Here is a 16,170-nt window from a genome sequence, read left to right as displayed (position 1 = left end):
CCACGTCAAGGGAAAACAGGACATGCGTTCGAAGATTCTCGGCCTGGCCCTGCTGGGCGCTGCCGTCAGCTTGCCGGTTGCAGCGCAGGTGTCGCCGGCCGCGCCGGACCGCGCCCGCCCCAATGCCGCGACCGAAGGCACCACCCGGCCGGGGATGACCGCGCCGGATGCCACCAGCGGCGCCACCACGCCCAACCGCAGCAACGAAAGCTCGCAGCCCGCGGTGCGCACCGATAACGGCACCCGCACCGCGGATGCGCCGGTGCCCGGGGCCAACAGCTTCACCGAAGGCCAGGCGCGCAGCCGGATCGAGGCCGCCGGCTTCAGCGACGTCTCCGAACTGCGGAAGGACGACCAGGGCATCTGGCGCGGCCGCGCCATGCGGTCCGGCCAACAGGTCGGCGTCGCACTCGACTACCAGGGCAATGTGACCAGCCGCTGAGCCAAGGAGAGACGATCATGGCAACTCGTACGATTGCGCGGCTGTTCGACAGCTATGCGGATGCCGCCGCCGCGGTGAGCGAACTGGAAGCGGCCGGCTTTGCGCGTGACGATATCAGCCTCATCGCCCGCGGCGAGGATGGCAGCACGGCGGAGACCCATGAGGGCAGCGGCGCCGGCACGGGCGCGACGCTCGGCACGGTGGTCGGCGGCGGCGCCGGGCTGCTGGCCGGCATCGGCGCCCTCGCCATTCCCGGCCTCGGCCCGGTCGTCGCCGCCGGCTGGCTGGTGGCGACGCTGGCCGGCGCCGGCGTCGGCGCTGCGGCGGGCGGGCTGCTGGGCGCACTGACCAAGGCGGGGGTGAGCGAGGAGCACGCCCATGTCTATGCCGAGGGGCTGCGCCGCGGCGGCAACCTGGTGACGCTGCGCGCCGAGGAAAGCCGTGCCGCGGAAGCCGAGGCGATCCTGGCCCGCCACAATGCGGTGGACACCGCCGAGCGCGAGGCCTCCTGGCGCTCGGCCGGCTGGACCGGCTACGACGAGGCGGCGATGCCGGAAAGCGGCCTCGGCACCGCGGCCGGCGTCGGCACCACGACGGCGGCGGCGCAGATGGGCACCCGCACCGGGATGGGCACGCGGACCGATGCGGCGCTCTCCAGCCCGCCGGACGGCACCCCGGGCAACCCGCCGGGCACCAAGCTCTCCCGCGGCGTGGATGACGCGCTGGGGACGAACATCAGCGGCGCGCGGCCGGAGAACGAGGCGCGGCGCGGCGCGGCGGATGGCACCCCGGGCAACCCCCCCGGCACCGCCGCCAGCCGCGCGGTGGACCGCAACCTCGGCACCAATGTCAGCGGCGCCCATCCGGAGAATGAGAGGCGCGGGCCGGGGCGGAGCTGAGGCCGGCGGGGCCGTCGCGGCACGGCCCCCGGACGCCTTGTCAGGGGCCGGTTGCCCCTGACGCATCACTGACGGGCCCGCGCGAGCAATCGCCGGGCCCGTTCCACGACGGGCTCGTCGATCATCTGGCCCTCGAAGCTGACGGCGCCGAGCCCCTGGGCGAGGGCCGTCGCGAAGGCCTCCACCATCCGCTGGGCGCGGGCCACGTCCTCCGGCCGGGCGCCATATTCCTCGTTGACGACCGACACCTGGGAGGGGTGAACGCAGCTCGCGCAGGCGAAGCCCAGCGCGCGGGAGCGGCGCAGCATGGCGCGGTAGCCCTCAGGGTCGGATAGCCCGGCGACGGTGCCGATGAAGCCGAGCGGCAGCACGCCCGCGGCACGCGCTGCCAGCACCGCCAGCATCTTCGGCACGAAGAGCGCATCCGGCGTCGGCTCCATGCCGAGATCGGTGGCGAGGTCCTCGCCGCCCGCGCCCAGCGCCACCATCCGCGGGCTGGCGCCGGCGATCGCCTGCATGGCGGAGAGCGCCGCCGCCGTCTCCACCAGGCCGATGAAGCGGGTGTGGCCCACCGCCACGCCATGCGCGGCTTCCGATTCCGCCGTCAGCTCCTCCAGCAGCCGCACATGCTCCGGGCCCATCAGCTTGGTCAGCACCAGCACATCGGCGCCGGCGGCCACCGCCGCGTCGATATCCTGCACCGCCATCCGCAGCGGCCGGTTGATGCGGACGCAGACATCGGCGCCACCCTGGCGCACGCTCGGCACCGCCTTGGCGAGCGCCGCCCGGGCCGCCGGCTTCTCTGCCGGGGCCACCGCATCCTCGAGGTCGAGGATGATGGCGTCCGCCCCCCTGGTATGCGCCTTGGCGACGAAGCTCTCCCGCGTCGCCGGCACATAGAGCAGCGATCGCCAATTCGGCAGCGCGTGCATGTGCGTTTTCCCCCTGCAGCAGGCAGCGGATGCTGGGCCCCGGCCGGGGCTCGGTCAATGGTGCTTGCTTCCGGGATGCATACAAGCGTATGCATCTGCCATGCGCCGCATTGCCACCCTTCCCGCCGGGCAGAGCCTGGCCGGGCAGGCCTATGACCGCTTCCGCGAGGGGCTGCGCAGCGGCGCCCTGCGGCCCGGTCAGCGCGTGCTGGAATCGGAGCTGGCGGAGCGGCTGGGCATGAGCCGCACCCCGGTGCGGGAGGCGATCCGCCGGTTGCAATCCGAAGGGCTGCTGGCGCCCGGGCCGGGCGGCGGCCTCTGCGTTGCCGCCTATGACCATGCCGAGGTGGATGAGCTCTATGTGATGCGGGAGGCGCTGGAGGGCACCGCCGCCCGCCTCGCCGCGCAGCATGCCGGGCGGCCGGAGATCATGCTGTTGCAGCGCATGGTGGCGGATGAGGCGGCCCTGGCGCCGGAGCAGGTGGCGGAGCACAACCGCCGCTTCCACCGCGCCCTCTACCAGGTGGCGCATAACCGCTACCTGCTGCGGGCGCTCTCCTCCCTCTCCGACGCCCTGCTGCTGCTGGGCCCGACCACGCTGGACCTGCCGGGCCGCGCCGCGGCGGCGCGGGAGGAGCATGCGGACATCGTCGCCGCCATTGCCGCCCGCGACGCGGCGGGGGCGGAGGCGGCGGCGCGGGCGCATATCCTGGCCGCCCATGCCGCCCGCCTGGCCATGGCGGCGGCGGCGGGCTGACGCCGGGCATGCCGCTGCGCGGGGTGCGGCAGGGCAGGCGCTGCCGCCCGGCCCGGGACAGGCTGGAGGCCGCGCGCCGGGGCCTCGCTGGACAGCCTCCCCAGCCCGTGCATACATCGGTGCACAATTCCGCCGAGAAAGGGGGCCGGTCATGGCCGACGAATTCGACGTCATCGTGGTGGGTGGCGGCAATGCCGCCTTCTGTGCGGCGCTCTCCGCGCAGGAGCAGGGGGCCCGGGTGGTGGTGCTGGAACGCGCGCCGGAGGAGGAGGCGGGCGGCAATACCCGCTTCACCGCCGGCAACATCCGCTTCGCCTATCGTGGCGTCGAGGATCTGAAGGCGATCATGCCGGACCTGACCGAGGCCGAGATCGCCATCACCGATTTCGGCACCTACACCGAAGAGCAGTTCTTCGACGACATGTTCCGGGTGACCCGCAACCGCACCGACCCGGACCTCTGCGAGATCCTGGTGCGCCGCAGCTTCGAGACGATGAAGTGGCTGCACGGCAAGGGGGTGAAATTCGCGCCCATCTGGGGCCAGCAGGCCTTCAAGATCGATGGCCGCTTCAAATTCTGGGGCGGGCTCACCGTCTCCGCCTATGGCGGCGGGCCGGGCCTGGTGCAGGCGGAGACGGAATCCGCCAGGAAGCGCGGCATCGAGATCCGCTACGCGACGCGCGCACAGAAGATCCTCTATGACGGCTTCAAGGTGCAGGGCGTGCAGGTCAAGACGCCCGGCCGCATCTACGACATCAAGGCGCCGTCCGTGATCCTGGCCGCCGGCGGCTTCCAGGGCGATGCGGAGATGCGCACCCGCTATCTCGGCCCGGGCTGGGAGCTGGCGAAGGTGCGCGGCACCCGCTTCAACACCGGCGACGGCATCAAGATGGCGCTGGAGGTCGGCGCCTCGCCCTTCGGCAACTGGTCCGGCTGCCATGCCGTGCAGTGGGATTTCAACGCGCCGGAATATGGCGACCTCGCGGTCGGCGACGCCTTCCAGAAGCACTCCTACCCCTGGTCGGTGCTGATCAACGCGAATGGCCGCCGCTTCCTCGACGAGGGCGCCGATTTCCGCAACTACACCTATGCGAAATACGGCCGCGTCGTGCTGGAGCAGCCGGGCAATTTCGCCTGGCAGGTCTTCGACGCGAAGGTGGAGAAGCAGCTCCGCGATGAGTACCGGATCAAGCAGGTGACGAAGGTCGAGGCCAACACGCTGGAGGAGCTGGCGGAGAAGCTGGAAGGCGTGGACGGCAAGGCCTTCCTGGAGGAGATCCGTGCCTACAACGCCGCGGTGCGACAGGACATCCCCTTCAACCCGAACATCAAGGACGGGCGCCGCACCGAGGGCCTCGCGGTCAACAAGACCAACTGGGCCAACACCATTGACCAGGGGCCCTTCAAGGCCTTCCAGGTGGGCTGCGGCATCACCTTCACCTTCGGCGGGCTGCGGATCGACACCGAGGCGCGGGTGCTGGATGCCGACCAGCAGCCGATCCAGGGCCTCTACGCGGCCGGCGAGCTGGTGGGCGGCATCTTCTACTTCAACTATCCGGGCGGCTCCGGCCTCATCAACGGCGCCGTCTTCGGCAAGCTGGCCGGCGCCACGGCGGTGGCGGACCAGCGGAGCAACACCTAGAGCGTTTTCGGTTCACATGCGTTCACCGAAAACGCGCTACGCCCTTGTTTGCAGAGCAGATTGACGCCTTCGGGGATGCCGCCCTGCGGCGATCTGCTCTAGAGCGATATCCCGATCAGGCGGACCCGCCTGATCGGACTTCCTGCTCTGGAAAATGCAATTATTGGAGCAGCTTATCTCCGGGCTGATGGATCACGCCGCGATCCATCGGGTCGGAGGCTGCTCCAGGACAGGGCAGGGCGGGCCACCCGGGCCGCCCCTCGGGCCTGGTTCGGGTGGCCTATTCCAGCTTGACGTTGGCCGCCTTCACCACCGGCCCCCAGCGGTCGAATTCCGCCTTCACGAAGCGGTCCGTCGCCGCCGGGTCCATCCAGATCGGCTCGCTGCCCAGCTCCAGCAGCCGCGCCTTCAGCGCCGGCTCCTGCAATATGTCCTTCAGCGCCGCCGCCAAGCTATCGATGATCGGCTGCGGCGTGCCACGCGGGGTGAAAAGGCCGGTCCAGGACCGCACCGAATAATCCGGCACGCCCTGCTCCTGCATGGTCGGGATGTTCGGCTGGCTGCTGACGCGCTGGTCGGTGCCCACCGCCAGGATCTTCGCCCGCCCGGACTGCGCCGGGCCCAGCACCGTCGGCAGGTTGAGGAACGCCATCGGCACCGTGCCGGCGATGAGGTCCGAGATCGCCTGGCCGCCGCCGCGATAGGGCACATGGGTCAGATCGAGGCCCGTGCGCAGGCGGAACAGCTCCCCGGCCAGGTGGTTGGAGGACCCGACGCCGGAGGAGCCGAAGCTCATCCCGCCCGCCGCGCGGACCTTCGCGATCAGCTCCTGCACGCTGTTCACGTCGAGGCCGTTGGTGACGGCCAGGACATTCGGCACATCCACCAGCATGGCAACGCCGGCCAGGCTTTGCTGCACGTCATAGCCGAGGTCGGGCTGGATCAGCGCGTGGAAGACGTGGTTGGAGGCGGAGGAGACCAGCATGGTCGATCCGTCCGGCCGGGCCCGGGCCACCATGCCCATGCCGAGGCTGCCGCCGCCGCCCGGACGGTTCTCGATGACGAAGGGCTGGCCGAAGCGGGCTTCCAGATGCGGCGCGATGAGTCGCGCGGCGACGTCGTTGGAGCCACCGGGGGCCCAGGGGACGATGAGGGTGACGGGCCGGCTCGGCCAGGCGCCCTGCGCGAGGACGGGGCCGGGGAGCAGGCTTGCCGCCAGCAGGGTACGACGTGAGATGCGAGCCATGACGTTCCTCCCGGACGACCTCGGCTGCGCTGTAGCAGGCTGGGGCGGGGCGTAAAGCCCCCCGTTCCGCGGCGGGATCAGCCGCGGAACAGGCTCAGCAGGGATTGCGGCGCGTTGTTGGCGATGCCGAGGGCCTGGGTGCCGAGCTGCTGGCGGATCTGCAGCGCCTGCAGCCGGGCGGATTCCTTGGCCATGTCGGCGTCGATCAGCGCGCCGAGGCCGCTTTCCTGGGCGTCCAGGATGGACTTGTTGTAGTTGATCTGGCTTTCGATGTAGTTCGAGTAGCTGCCGAAATTGTTGAGCTGCGTCAGCACGTTGGTGATCGCCGACATGACCGAGCCGGTGGTCGAGAGCGCCGCCGCGGCGCTGCCCGCGGTCCAGGTATTGGCGGTGGAAACCACGTTGTAGACGTTGGTCAGCGCTGCATAGCCGCTGAAGGTGTAGTAGGTGCCCTGGCCGTTGGTGACGACGTTGACGCCGAGCGTCGCCGGGTCGTTCAGGATGTTCAGCCCGTTGTAGCTGGCATCCTGGATGAAGGACTTGATGTTGTTGGTCAGCTCCTTCACCTGCGCCTGGTACTGGGTGCGCTGGTCGGCGGTGATGGTGCCGTCGGCCAGCTTGACCGTGGTGCTCTTCAGGGTCTGCAGGGCGGTGGAGACATTCTCGAGTGCCGCATTGGTGACGTCCAGCAGGCCCTTCACGCCGCCGAGCTGCTCATTGGCCGAGGTGGTCGCCGAAATATCGCCGCGGATGCGTTCCGCCACTGCGAAGGCGGCGCCGTCATCCTTCGCATCCGCCACCCGGTAGCCGGTGGAGATCCGCTTCTGGGTTGCCGAGAGTTCGTCGCTCGTCCGGTTCAGCGACTGCAGCGCCACCATCGCGCCAACATTGGTATTCACCGAATTCAGCGGCATGGGCTTTTCCCTCAGTCGGCGACCTCGATCCTCGGGTCGGTCCCCGGCAGAATGCCGCGGCAGAATGAACAAGCGGTGAAAGCCAGGGTGAAAATTGTCGCTCGGTCACAACCAAAGCGAGCCGATTGCTTGACTTCCCAAGGTCTCAGCAGGCAGAAGGGCCGCGATCCCGTTCCATGCGGCCGCAGCGGCCCCGGACGGGCGGCCACCCGGCCCCGACATCATTCCGGGAGTGTTCAGTGCCCGCGCTCCAGAACGAGCCGACCCCAGCGCCGGAAACCATCACCGCCGGCAACTTCACCGCCTCCCGCTACGCCCTGCCGGGCCCGGTGCTCATCATCCCCCGCCGCTTCGGCGACCATCGCGGCTTCTTCTTGGAGACCTATAGCAGCCGCGACTTCGCCGCCCTCGGCATCCCGGATCTGTTCGTCCAGGACAACCACTCCCTCTCCGCCCAGCCTGGCACCATCCGCGGCATGCACTTCCAACTGCCGCCGCATCCCCAGGCCAAGCTGGTGCGGGTGCTGCGTGGCGCCATCCTCGACATCGCGGTCGATATCCGCCGCGGGTCGCCCACTTTCGGCCAGCATGTCGCCGCGGAACTTTCCGCAGACAATGCGCAGCAGCTCTACGTGCCGGTCGGCTTCGCCCATGGCTTCTGCACGCTGCAGCCGGATACCGAGGTCGCCTACAAGGTGACCGATCTCTACGCGCCGGACTGCGACCGCGGCATCGCCTGGGACGACCCTGATCTCGCCCTGCCCTGGCCCTTCGGACCGGACGCAGTGCAGCTCTCGGACAAGGACCGCCGCGCCCCCCGGCTGCGCGACCTGCCGCCCGCCTTCGAATATCAGGGGTCCTGATGCGCATCCTCCTCACCGGCGGCGCCGGCTTCATCGGCTCCGCCGTCACCCGTCTGCTCGTGCAGGGCAGGGGCGCGACCGTCCTGGTCGTGGACAAGCTGACCTATGCCGGCGACCGCCGCTCCATCCGCGACTGCGAGGGGAAGCACGGCTTCCGCTTCGTCCAGGCCGATATCTGCGACCTGCCGCGCATGCAGGCGCTGATGGCGGAGTTCCGCCCGGACGCGGTGATGCACCTGGCCGCCGAGAGCCATGTGGACCGCTCCATCACCGGCGCGGCGGATTTCATCCAGACCAACATCAACGGCACCTTTGCGATGCTGGAGGCGGCGCGGGCCTACCACGCCTCCCTTGATGCGGCCGGCAAATCCGCCTTCCGCTTCCACCACATCTCGACCGACGAGGTGTTCGGCTCGCTCGGCCCGACCGGCGCCTTCAGCGAGACCACCGCCTACGACCCGCGCTCGCCCTACTCGGCCAGCAAGGCGGCCTCCGACCACTTGGTGCGCGCCTGGCACGAGACCTATGGCCTGCCGGTGCTGGTGACCAATTGCTCGAACAATTACGGGCCCTACCACTTCCCGGAAAAGCTGATCCCGCTGATCATCCTGAATGCGCTGGATGGCAAGACGCTGCCGGTCTATGGCGATGGCAGCAACATCCGCGACTGGCTCTATGTCGAGGACCATGCCGAGGCGCTGGTGACGGTGGTGGAGCGCGGCAGGGTGGGCGAGACCTACTGCATCGGCGGCCGTTCCGAGAAGCGGAACCTCGAGGTGGTGCAGACCATCTGCGACCTGCTGGACCAGCGCGTGCCGGCGGCGCGGCCGCGGCGGGAGCTGATCACCTTCGTTGCCGACCGCCCCGGCCATGACCAGCGCTACGCCATCGACTGCTCCAAGATCGAGGCGGAGCTCGGCTGGACGCCGAAGCAGAGCTTCGAGACCGGCATCGCCGCCACCATCGACTGGTACTTGGCGAATGACTGGTGGTGGAAGCCGCTACGGGAGAAGAAGTACAGCGGCGAGCGGCTTGGCCTGATCGAGAAGAAGGCCGGCTGATGCGAATCCTCGTCATCGGCCGCACCGGCCAGATCTCGACGGAGCTGCTGGCGCGGCTGCCCAAGGCCGGGCACCAGGCGGTGGGGCTGGAGCCGCCGGAATTCGACATGACGGATGCCGCCCAGGTGGCGGCCGCCTTCGCCGAGTACAAGCCGGAGGCGGTGATCAACGCCGCCGCCTACACCGCCGTGGACCGTGCCGAGGATGACCGCGCCACCGCCTTCGCGGTGAACGCCACCGGCCCGCGCCTGCTGGGCGAGGCGGCCGCCTGCGCCGGCATCCCAGTGGTGCACTACTCCACCGACTATGTCTTCGACGGCGTCAAGGACAGCCCCTATACCGAGGAAGACGCGCCTGCCCCGGTCGGGGTCTATGGCGCCTCCAAGCTGGCCGGGGAGCTGCTGCTGCACCTGGCGCAGCCGCGCAGCGTCACCCTGCGCACCGCCTGGGTCTGCTCGGCGCATGGCAACAACTTCGTCAAGACCATGCTGCGCTTCGGCAAGGAAAGGCCGGAGATGCGGGTGGTGGCGGACCAGCACGGTGCTCCCACCTTCGCCGACGACCTGGCCGATGCCGCCATCGCCATCCTGCCGAGGCTGGTGGCGGCCAAGGCAGGCGATTCCTGCTTCGGCGTCTTCCACCTGACCGGCCAGCCCTTCACCACCTGGCACGGCTTCGCCGCGGCGATTTTCGAGGGTGCGGCGAAGCGCGGCCAGCCCGCGCCGAAGCTGACCGCCATCACCACCGCCGACTATCCCACCAAGGCGACGCGCCCGGCCAATTCCCGGCTGGATTGCAGCCGGGCCGCCGCACGGCTCGGCATCGCCGCTGCCGATTGGCGCCAGGGCCTCGATCGCTGCCTGGATGCGCTGCTGCCCGCGAAGGAGAGCAATTGATGAAAGGCATCGTCCTCGCCGGCGGCAGCGGCACGCGCCTCTACCCGGCAACGCTGGCTGTCTCCAAGCAGCTCCTGCCGGTCTATGACAAGCCGATGGTCTACTACCCGCTCTCGGTGCTGATGCTGGCCGGGATCCGGGAGATCATGGTGATCTCCACGCCGCATGACATGCCGCTGTTCCAGCGCCTGCTGGGCGATGGCAGCCAATGGGGCATCAAGCTCGTCTACCAGGTGCAGGAGAAGCCCAACGGCATCGCCATGGCGCTGGTGCTGGCGGAGGAATTCCTCGCCGGCGGTCCCTCCGCCCTGGTGCTCGGCGACAACATCTTCCACGGGCATGAGCTGGATGCGCGCATGGCGGAGGCGCAGGGAGAGCGAGGTGCGGCGGTCTTCGCCTATCGCGTCGCCGATCCCGAGCGCTATGGCGTGGTGGAATTCGATGCCACGGGCCGTGCCTTGACCATCGAGGAGAAGCCGAAGCTGCCGAAATCCGACTGGGCGGTGACCGGCCTCTATTTCTACGACGGTCGCGCCCCCGCCATCGCCCGCGCCCTCAAGCCCTCGCCGCGCGGGGAGCTGGAGATCACCGACCTCAACCGGGTCTATCTTGAGGAAGGCTCGCTGCGCGTCGCCCGGCTCGGCCGCGGCTATGCCTGGCTGGATACCGGCACGCATGACAGCATGCTGGAGGCCGGCGAGTTCGTCCGCGCCATCGAGAAGCGCACCGGCCAGAAGGTCGCCTCGCCCGAGGAAGTCGCCTGGCGCAAGGGCTTCATCGACGATGCCCAGCTCCTCAAGGTGGCGCGGCCGCTGCACAACAGCGGCTATGGCCGCTACCTGGAAGCCCTGCTGCATCACGCCGCCGGCTGAGTCCGCGCCCGCTTCCGCCCCGCTGCCGCCCGGCGCCGCCGGGCGGCAGCGGGCGTTGACAGGCGCCGCCGCCACCGCAGAGCATCCGCGCGCATGACGCCCCCCAGCGGCAAGGCCCCGTCCCACCCCTCGCTTCCGCCTGGCCCGTTCCGTGCCCGCTGAGGCCTATCGCGCGCTGCTCGGTCGCAGCCCGACGGCGGAGGAGATGGCGGCCCGGGCCGGGCTCGGCCCTGCGGCGCTGCGGGCGGCCGTGGTGCGCTCGGCGGAGTTCGGCACCGTCCTTTCCCGCCTCGCGGCCGGCAGGCTGACCCGCCACGTCACCCTCTCTCCCGAGGAGCTGCGCAGCGCCTGGGACTGGGCGGCGCGGGAAGGGCTGCTGAGTCCCGCGGCGCTCGCGCTGCCCTGCTCCCCCGGCACCCTCACCGCCGGGCTGCTCGGCGCGCCAGAGATCGCCGCCCGCATCACCGGCCTGCCCGCTGCGCAGCAGGCGCGGCTCGCCGCCCTGGCGGCCGACCCGGCGCGCAGCCCCTGCCATCTCGCCACCCAGACGGCCGGAGAGGAGGACCGGCGGCTCCTCGCCGCCCTGCTCTTCGCCGGCCCGCCAGAGGCACATCTGCCCGTCGGCCAGGCCCTGCCGCTGGCCGTTCTGCTGCGCCAGACCCTGGAAAGCCCGGCCTGCCGCGCCGCGGTGATCCAGCCCCTGCTGGCCGGCAGTGCCCTGCCGGAGGCGCGGCTCGACCCTTCCTCCCGCGCCGCCGTCGCCGCCTGGCTGCAGGAGAGGCTGGGGGCGGAGCCGCCCACCCTTTGGCCGGGCGGGCTGGTCGGTGCGCTGTTCCGCCTTTCCTTCGTCGCCGAGATGCTCGGCCTGCTCTTCCCCGGGGAGCAGGCGGCGCTGAACGCCGCCCTGCCGGGCCTCTCCTCCGGCCTCGCCCATCTGCGCGGCGCCCGCATCGGCGGCGAGGATGTGGCGATGTCCTATCTCGGCGTGCTCGGCCGGCCGGTGGAAAGCCCGGCCATCGCCGCCGCCCATGCCGGCGGCACGCTCTGGGGCCTGCTCTGCTCGCTCCTCGCCTCCCCGGAATTCCGGGAGAGGGTGCTGCACCGGCTGGTCGGCGACCATGCCGTGCCGCATCTTGGCCTCTCCCCGGCCCAGCTCATCGAGCTGGATGGCTGGCTCAGCCAACGCCTCTGCCTGCCGCCGGCACCGCCGGATGCGCTCGCCCTGCTGCATGCGCTGCTCACCCTGCCGGCGGTGGCCGAGGAGCTGACGCGGCTGCACGGCCTGCTCTGGACCGATGCCCGGGCGGCGCTGGAGGAGGGCATGGCCGCGGCGCGGGGCAGCGCCACCGGCGCCATCGCCTATGTCACCGGCGACCTCATCGTCGGCTGGGCGGAGGACCGGGCGCGGCCGGGCGAGCCGCTGGAGGTGGAGCTGCGCTGCAATGGCAGCCCGGTCGGCTTCGGCCGCGCCGACCGGCAGCGGCGGGACGCGCCGGATGCGCCGGCCTCCGGCTTCCGCCTCCAATGGGATGGCCGCGCCGCGCGGGGCAGCGGGCCGCGCCGCTTCCGCATCCATGACGCACGGACCGGGCGGCCGATCGGGCAGGAATTCCTGCTGGAGACCCTCTTCGCCGAGGCGGAGGAGACGGTGCAGCGCCTGGCCGCCGAGCTGGCCGAGGCGCGCGCCCTGCTGCAGCGGCTGGAGATGATGCTGCCCCAGGTGGAGAGCTTCGCCGCCTGGCCCCCCGCCCTGCACGGCACCTTCCGCCACCGCCATGCCATCACCCCGCCCGCCGGCCCCACCGCCCCGCTGCACCTGATGCTGGAGACGGCGGGGGCCACGGTGCGCGGTCTGCGGCGGACGCTGGACAGCCTGGCCGCACAGACCGCCACCGATTGGACCACGACGCTGCTGGTGCCGGAGAGCGGCGGGCTGCGCGCCCTGGCGGAGCAGGCGGCGGCGCGCGACCCGCGGATTTCCCTGGGCAAGACCGGGGCGGAGCGCGAACTGCCCCAGGCATCCCTCCTGCTGCTGGCCAGCGCCGGCACGCTCTTCGCCCCCGCGGCCTTCGCCTGGTTCGGCCATGCCCTGGCGGCGCATCCGACTTCCGTCGCCGCCTATAGCGACGAGGATGCCGTCACCGAGCGCTTCCGCGACCACCCCCTGCACCACGACCCGGTGCTGCGGGAAGCGCTGGACCCCTGGCGGTTCGCCTTCGCCAACCCGGCCGGGGAGCTGGTCTGCGCGCGGCGGGAGGCGCTGCTGGCGGCCTGGGAGGCGGTGGGCTCCGCGACCTCCCGCTGGCTGCTCTGGGCGGCGCTGGCCCGGCAGGGGCCGGTGGCGCACATCCCCCGGCTGCTGCATGCCCGGCTGGCGGAGGATTCGGTGGCCCCGGCCGCGCCGGAGATGCCGCCGCCCGGCCTCCGCCCCCTGCTGCGCCACCCCTGGCTGCTGGACCCGCCTGCCACCTGGCCGGGGGACGAGACGCGCATCAGCGTCATCGTGCCGACGCGCAATGGCGGGACGATGCTGCGGGAGGCGCTGGCCAGCCTGGCGGCGAAGGCCGCCCGCCCGACCCTGCTGGAGCCCCTGGTCATCGACAATGGCTCCGACGCGCCGGAGACGCTGGCGATCCTCGCCGGGCTCGGCTGCCCGGTGCTGCGGCTGGACGAGCCCTTCAACTGGTCCCGCCTGAACAACCAGGCGGTGGCCCGCACCCGCGGCGGCATCCTGCTCTTCCTCAATGACGACACGCGGATGCTGAGCGAGGGCTGGGATCTCTGGCTGCGGCGGCTGCTGGCGGAGCCGGAGGTCGGCGCCGTCGGCGCCCGCCTGCTTTATGAGGACATGACCATCCAGCATGCCGGCGTGCTGCTGGGGCAGGAGAAGCTGGCGGCGCATGAGGGCGTCGGCGCCGCGGCGGAAGAGGGCGGGCCGGGCGGCCGCTGGCAGGCGCTGCGGGCGGCGGGGGCGGTGACCGGCGCCTTCCTCGGCTGCCGGCGGGAGGCGTTCCTCGGGGTGGGCGGCTTCGACGAGACCTCGCTGCCCATTACCTTCAACGATGTCGATCTCTGCCTGAAGCTGCGGGCGGCGGGGCTGCAGGTGCTCTACGCGCCGCAGATCGCGCTGCTGCACTACGAGAGCAAGTCGCGCGGCCATGACGATGCCGACCGCGGCCGACAGGAACGCGCCGAGGCGGAGGCGCAAAGGCTGACGGAGCGCTGGGGGGAGGGGCTGCTGCTCGATCCCGGCTGCAACCCGCATTGGAGCCGCTGGGCGCGGCCCTTCTCGGCGCTGCGGGAACCCTCGGCGGCGGAGATCGCGCGGCATCTGGCGGCGACGGCGTCGGAGCGGCCCTGGGATCCGTTGGGGGCATTGCCCCCAGGCCCCCGGCAGAGGGCGCTGCCCTCTGCACTCCCGCCGGGGGGAAGAGCTTCCCTCCGGACCCTGCCCTGAGGCTGCGGACCAGGACCTATTTCGCTTCCATCATCGCCTTTGCCGGCAGCCGCCGCAGCGCGGCCTTCAGCGCCTCCGCGCCGGCGGTTCCGGCTTCCAGCGCCTTCTCCAGGTGCTTGCGGTAGGTCTCCGAGACCACGGCGGGCAGCAGCGGCTCGTTGGGATCCACCGCCACTTCCAGCACCGCCGGGCCGGGCGCCGCCATCCAGGCCTGCATCCTCTCCTCCAGCGCTCCCGGCTCGCTGACCGAGAAGCCCTGCGCGCCAACCGCCTCCGCCGCCTTGGCGAAGTCGATGGGCTGCAGGTCGCACTCGTATTCGGGATTCCCGAGGAACAGGATCTGCTCCCATTTGATTTGGCCGAGGGTGTTGTTCTTGATGACCAGCAGCTTCACCGGCAGGCGGTAGCGCACCGCCGTCGCCAGCTCGCCGAGCTGCATGGCCAGCCCGCCATCCCCCACCACGGCGAAGACCGGCCGCCCCGGGAAGGCCAGCGCCGCCGCCATGGCATAGGGCAGGCCGCAGGACATGGAGGCGAGCAGCCCGGAGACGCCGAAGGCATGGCTCGGCCCGAGATCCAGGTAGCGCGCGGTGAGGCCGGTATTATGCCCGCTATCCGTCACCACCACCGCATCCGCCGTCAGGCGGCGGGACAGGACGGCGAGCGGCGCGCCGGGATGCATCGGCGTGCGCGGCGGCGTGAGCCCCGCCGCCAGCACCTCCCGCCAGCGCCGCGCCTCCTTCTGGCAATCGGCGAGGAAGCTTCGATCCGCCTTCCGCTTCAGCCGTGCGTTCAACTCCTCCAGCACCGCCTTGGCATCGCCCACCAGCCCCACCTCCGCCGGGTGGCGCAGGCCGATATGCTGGGCGTCGCGGTCGATCTGCACTGCCCGCGCCTGGCCGGGCTGCGGATAGTATTCCACATAGGGGAAGGTGCTGCCGATGATGAGCAGCGCGTCGCAGCCCGCCATGGCGCGATGCGTGCCGAAGGTGCCGTAGAGCCCGATGCCGCCCGTGGTCAGCGCATGGTCATCCGCCATCACCGCCTTGCCGAGCAGCGCCTTGGCCACCGGCGCGCCGAGCAGATCGGCGCAGCGCTCCAGCTCCGCCGTGGCGCCGAGCGCGCCGCGCCCGGCCAGGATGGCGACGCGGGAGGCGTCGTTCAGCAGCGCCGCGGCGCGGTCGAGATCCTCCGGCCGCGGCAGCAGCAGCCCCTCGGCCGCCCGCATCCCCGCCGGGTGCGGCTTGTTGCGCGGCGAGGGGGACGCCTCCTCCAGCGTCTCCTCCTGCACATCCACCGGCAGGGTGAGATGCGCCACGCCCCGGCGGGCGAGGGCGCTGCGGCAGGCCAGCTCCACCGCCTTGCCGATATGCGCCGCGCTCATGATGCGGGTGTTGTAGATGCTCACATCCTGGAAGAGCTTGTCGAGATCGACATCCTGCTGGGTGAAGCTCTCCAGCATGTCGTGGTACTGTAGCCCGGTGATGGCCAGCACCGGCGCACGATCCAGCTTCGCGTCGTAGAGGCCGTTCAGCAGGTGGATGCCGCCCGGGCCGCTGGTGGCGAGGCAGCAGCCGATGCGCCCGGTCCATTTCGCATGGGCGCAGGCCATGAAGGCGGCCGTCTCCTCATGCCGGACCTGGATGAAGCGGAGCTTGTCCTGGCGGGTGCGGATCGCCTCCATCACGCCGTTGATGCCGTCTCCGGGCAGGCCGAAGATCGTGTCGATGCCCCAGTCGATCAGGGTCTCGACCAGGAAGTCGGCGGCGTTCCTCGGCATGGCGCGCTCCTCGGAGGGGATGGCGGGAGAGCGTCGCGGCGGGCCGCGGGTTCGTTGTGGCGGGGCGACGGTCGGGCGGCGCAATCGGGGAGGGAAGCCGCCGAGTGTCGCTCGCGTGAAGAATGGATGATGCCGTCGGGAGCGTGGAACTACGCTGCGGTGCAGCACTTCCCCTGGTTGACGGCCCGGTGTGGGTCCGGCCTGGGGCACGGCCCCAAGCGGCCACCCGACCGGTGCCGGCGGACCCAGTCAGGATGGGACAGCAGCCATGGCCGATGGAAAGCAGAACGAGCCGCAGGGCGGCGCCGAGGCCGCACGCCCGCGTGCGCGCAGCGGTGCGGCGGAGCCGGCGGGCGGCGCCTTGCCGGCCGCGGTGGGGCAGGCGGTGGGCCAGGGTGCCCAGGCGGGC

Annotated in this window: 13 protein-coding genes; 9 read left to right on the top strand and 4 right to left on the bottom strand. The window is 71.3% G+C overall.

All coding sequences use genetic code 11. The annotated features are described in order from the left end of the window. The first annotated feature begins 22 nt into the window (after positions 1 to 22). Both NJ376_RS09255 and NJ376_RS09250 read left to right on the top strand, forming a co-directional pair. Positions 23 to 442: a hypothetical protein gene (locus tag NJ376_RS09255; protein WP_252952957.1), complete on the top strand. Its 420-nt coding sequence runs from the start codon at positions 23 to 25 to the stop codon at positions 440 to 442. 17 nt (positions 443 to 459) lie between these two features. Then, the gene (locus tag NJ376_RS09250; RefSeq protein WP_252952956.1) at positions 460 to 1,341 is read left to right on the top strand and encodes a hypothetical protein; all 882 of its coding nucleotides are present in this window, start codon (positions 460 to 462) and stop codon (positions 1,339 to 1,341) included. A gap of 65 nt (positions 1,342 to 1,406) precedes the next feature. On the opposite strand, the gene NJ376_RS09245 is transcribed toward NJ376_RS09250, so the two are convergent. Then, on the bottom strand, positions 1,407 to 2,273 hold the full coding sequence (locus NJ376_RS09245; protein ID WP_252952955.1) for an HpcH/HpaI aldolase/citrate lyase family protein: 867 nt from the start codon (positions 2,271 to 2,273) through the stop codon (positions 1,407 to 1,409). A gap of 100 nt (positions 2,274 to 2,373) precedes the next feature. On the opposite strand from NJ376_RS09245, the gene NJ376_RS09240 reads away from it, so the two are divergent. Both NJ376_RS09240 and tcuA read left to right on the top strand, forming a co-directional pair. Next, positions 2,374 to 3,030 (top strand): GntR family transcriptional regulator, encoded by a 657-nt coding sequence (locus NJ376_RS09240; protein ID WP_252952954.1) that lies wholly within the window; start codon positions 2,374 to 2,376, stop codon positions 3,028 to 3,030. Positions 3,031 to 3,181: 151 nt separating this feature from the next. Next, positions 3,182 to 4,672 carry an FAD-dependent tricarballylate dehydrogenase TcuA gene (gene tcuA / locus NJ376_RS09235; protein WP_252952953.1) on the top strand — a complete coding sequence of 497 codons (1,491 nt, stop codon included), beginning with the start codon at positions 3,182 to 3,184 and terminating at the stop codon, positions 4,670 to 4,672. A gap of 280 nt (positions 4,673 to 4,952) precedes the next feature. On the opposite strand, the gene NJ376_RS09230 is transcribed toward tcuA, so the two are convergent. Next, positions 4,953 to 5,918: a Bug family tripartite tricarboxylate transporter substrate binding protein gene (locus tag NJ376_RS09230; protein WP_252952952.1), complete on the bottom strand. Its 966-nt coding sequence runs from the start codon at positions 5,916 to 5,918 to the stop codon at positions 4,953 to 4,955. Positions 5,919 to 5,995: 77 nt separating this feature from the next. Further along, on the bottom strand, positions 5,996 to 6,832 hold the full coding sequence (locus NJ376_RS09225) for a flagellin (protein WP_252952951.1): 837 nt from the start codon (positions 6,830 to 6,832) through the stop codon (positions 5,996 to 5,998). Positions 6,833 to 7,113: 281 nt separating this feature from the next. On the opposite strand from NJ376_RS09225, the gene rfbC reads away from it, so the two are divergent. From rfbC to NJ376_RS29250, 5 genes are all read left to right on the top strand, one after another. Next, positions 7,114 to 7,695, top strand: coding sequence for a dTDP-4-dehydrorhamnose 3,5-epimerase (gene rfbC / locus NJ376_RS09220; protein ID WP_252952985.1), 582 nt, complete (start codon positions 7,114 to 7,116; stop codon positions 7,693 to 7,695). Further along, on the top strand, positions 7,695 to 8,756 hold the full coding sequence (gene rfbB, locus NJ376_RS09215) for a dTDP-glucose 4,6-dehydratase (RefSeq protein ID WP_370288124.1): 1,062 nt from the start codon (positions 7,695 to 7,697) through the stop codon (positions 8,754 to 8,756). Before rfbC ends, rfbB begins: the two co-directional genes overlap by 1 nt. After that, the gene (gene rfbD / locus NJ376_RS09210; RefSeq protein ID WP_252952950.1) at positions 8,756 to 9,652 is read left to right on the top strand and encodes a dTDP-4-dehydrorhamnose reductase; all 897 of its coding nucleotides are present in this window, start codon (positions 8,756 to 8,758) and stop codon (positions 9,650 to 9,652) included. Before rfbB ends, rfbD begins: the two co-directional genes overlap by 1 nt. Continuing rightward, positions 9,652 to 10,524 carry a glucose-1-phosphate thymidylyltransferase RfbA gene (gene rfbA, locus NJ376_RS09205; RefSeq protein WP_252952949.1) on the top strand — a complete coding sequence of 291 codons (873 nt, stop codon included), beginning with the start codon at positions 9,652 to 9,654 and terminating at the stop codon, positions 10,522 to 10,524. The genes rfbD and rfbA overlap by 1 nt, the downstream gene beginning before the upstream one ends. A gap of 151 nt (positions 10,525 to 10,675) precedes the next feature. Beyond that, a complete protein-coding gene (locus tag NJ376_RS29250; RefSeq protein ID WP_252952948.1) occupies positions 10,676 to 13,981 on the top strand; it encodes a glycosyltransferase in 3,306 nt (1,101 codons plus the stop codon). A gap of 16 nt (positions 13,982 to 13,997) precedes the next feature. Here NJ376_RS29250 and NJ376_RS09195 read toward each other — a convergent pair whose 3' ends face one another. Continuing rightward, complete coding sequence (locus NJ376_RS09195) at positions 13,998 to 15,761, bottom strand: thiamine pyrophosphate-dependent enzyme (RefSeq protein ID WP_252952947.1); 1,764 nt, start codon at positions 15,759 to 15,761, stop codon at positions 13,998 to 14,000. Positions 15,762 to 16,170 lie beyond the last annotated feature (409 nt).

The sequence above is a fragment of the Siccirubricoccus soli genome (assembly GCF_024178315.1).
GTDB classification, from domain to species: domain Bacteria; phylum Pseudomonadota; class Alphaproteobacteria; order Acetobacterales; family Acetobacteraceae; genus Siccirubricoccus; species Siccirubricoccus soli.
Note: the sequence above shows the minus strand (reverse complement) of the source record. Positions and strands in the feature narration are given on the sequence as shown.

Bases quoted from the DNA above. Each gene is read 5' to 3' on its own strand.
- NJ376_RS09255 (WP_252952957.1), top strand. From the start codon at position 23: ATGCGTTCGAAGATTCTCGGCCTGGCCCTGCTGGGCGCTGCCGTCAGC.
- NJ376_RS09250 (WP_252952956.1), top strand. From the start codon at position 460: ATGGCAACTCGTACGATTGCGCGGCTGTTCGACAGCTATGCGGATGCC.
- NJ376_RS09245 (WP_252952955.1), bottom strand. From the start codon at position 2,273: ATGCACGCGCTGCCGAATTGGCGATCGCTGCTCTATGTGCCGGCGACG.
- NJ376_RS09240 (WP_252952954.1), top strand. From the start codon at position 2,374: ATGCGCCGCATTGCCACCCTTCCCGCCGGGCAGAGCCTGGCCGGGCAG.
- tcuA (WP_252952953.1), top strand. From the start codon at position 3,182: ATGGCCGACGAATTCGACGTCATCGTGGTGGGTGGCGGCAATGCCGCC.
- NJ376_RS09230 (WP_252952952.1), bottom strand. From the start codon at position 5,918: ATGGCTCGCATCTCACGTCGTACCCTGCTGGCGGCAAGCCTGCTCCCC.
- NJ376_RS09225 (WP_252952951.1), bottom strand. From the start codon at position 6,832: ATGCCGCTGAATTCGGTGAATACCAATGTTGGCGCGATGGTGGCGCTG.
- rfbB (WP_370288124.1), top strand. From the start codon at position 7,695: ATGCGCATCCTCCTCACCGGCGGCGCCGGCTTCATCGGCTCCGCCGTC.
- rfbD (WP_252952950.1), top strand. From the start codon at position 8,756: ATGCGAATCCTCGTCATCGGCCGCACCGGCCAGATCTCGACGGAGCTG.
- rfbA (WP_252952949.1), top strand. From the start codon at position 9,652: ATGAAAGGCATCGTCCTCGCCGGCGGCAGCGGCACGCGCCTCTACCCG.
- NJ376_RS09195 (WP_252952947.1), bottom strand. From the start codon at position 15,761: ATGCCGAGGAACGCCGCCGACTTCCTGGTCGAGACCCTGATCGACTGG.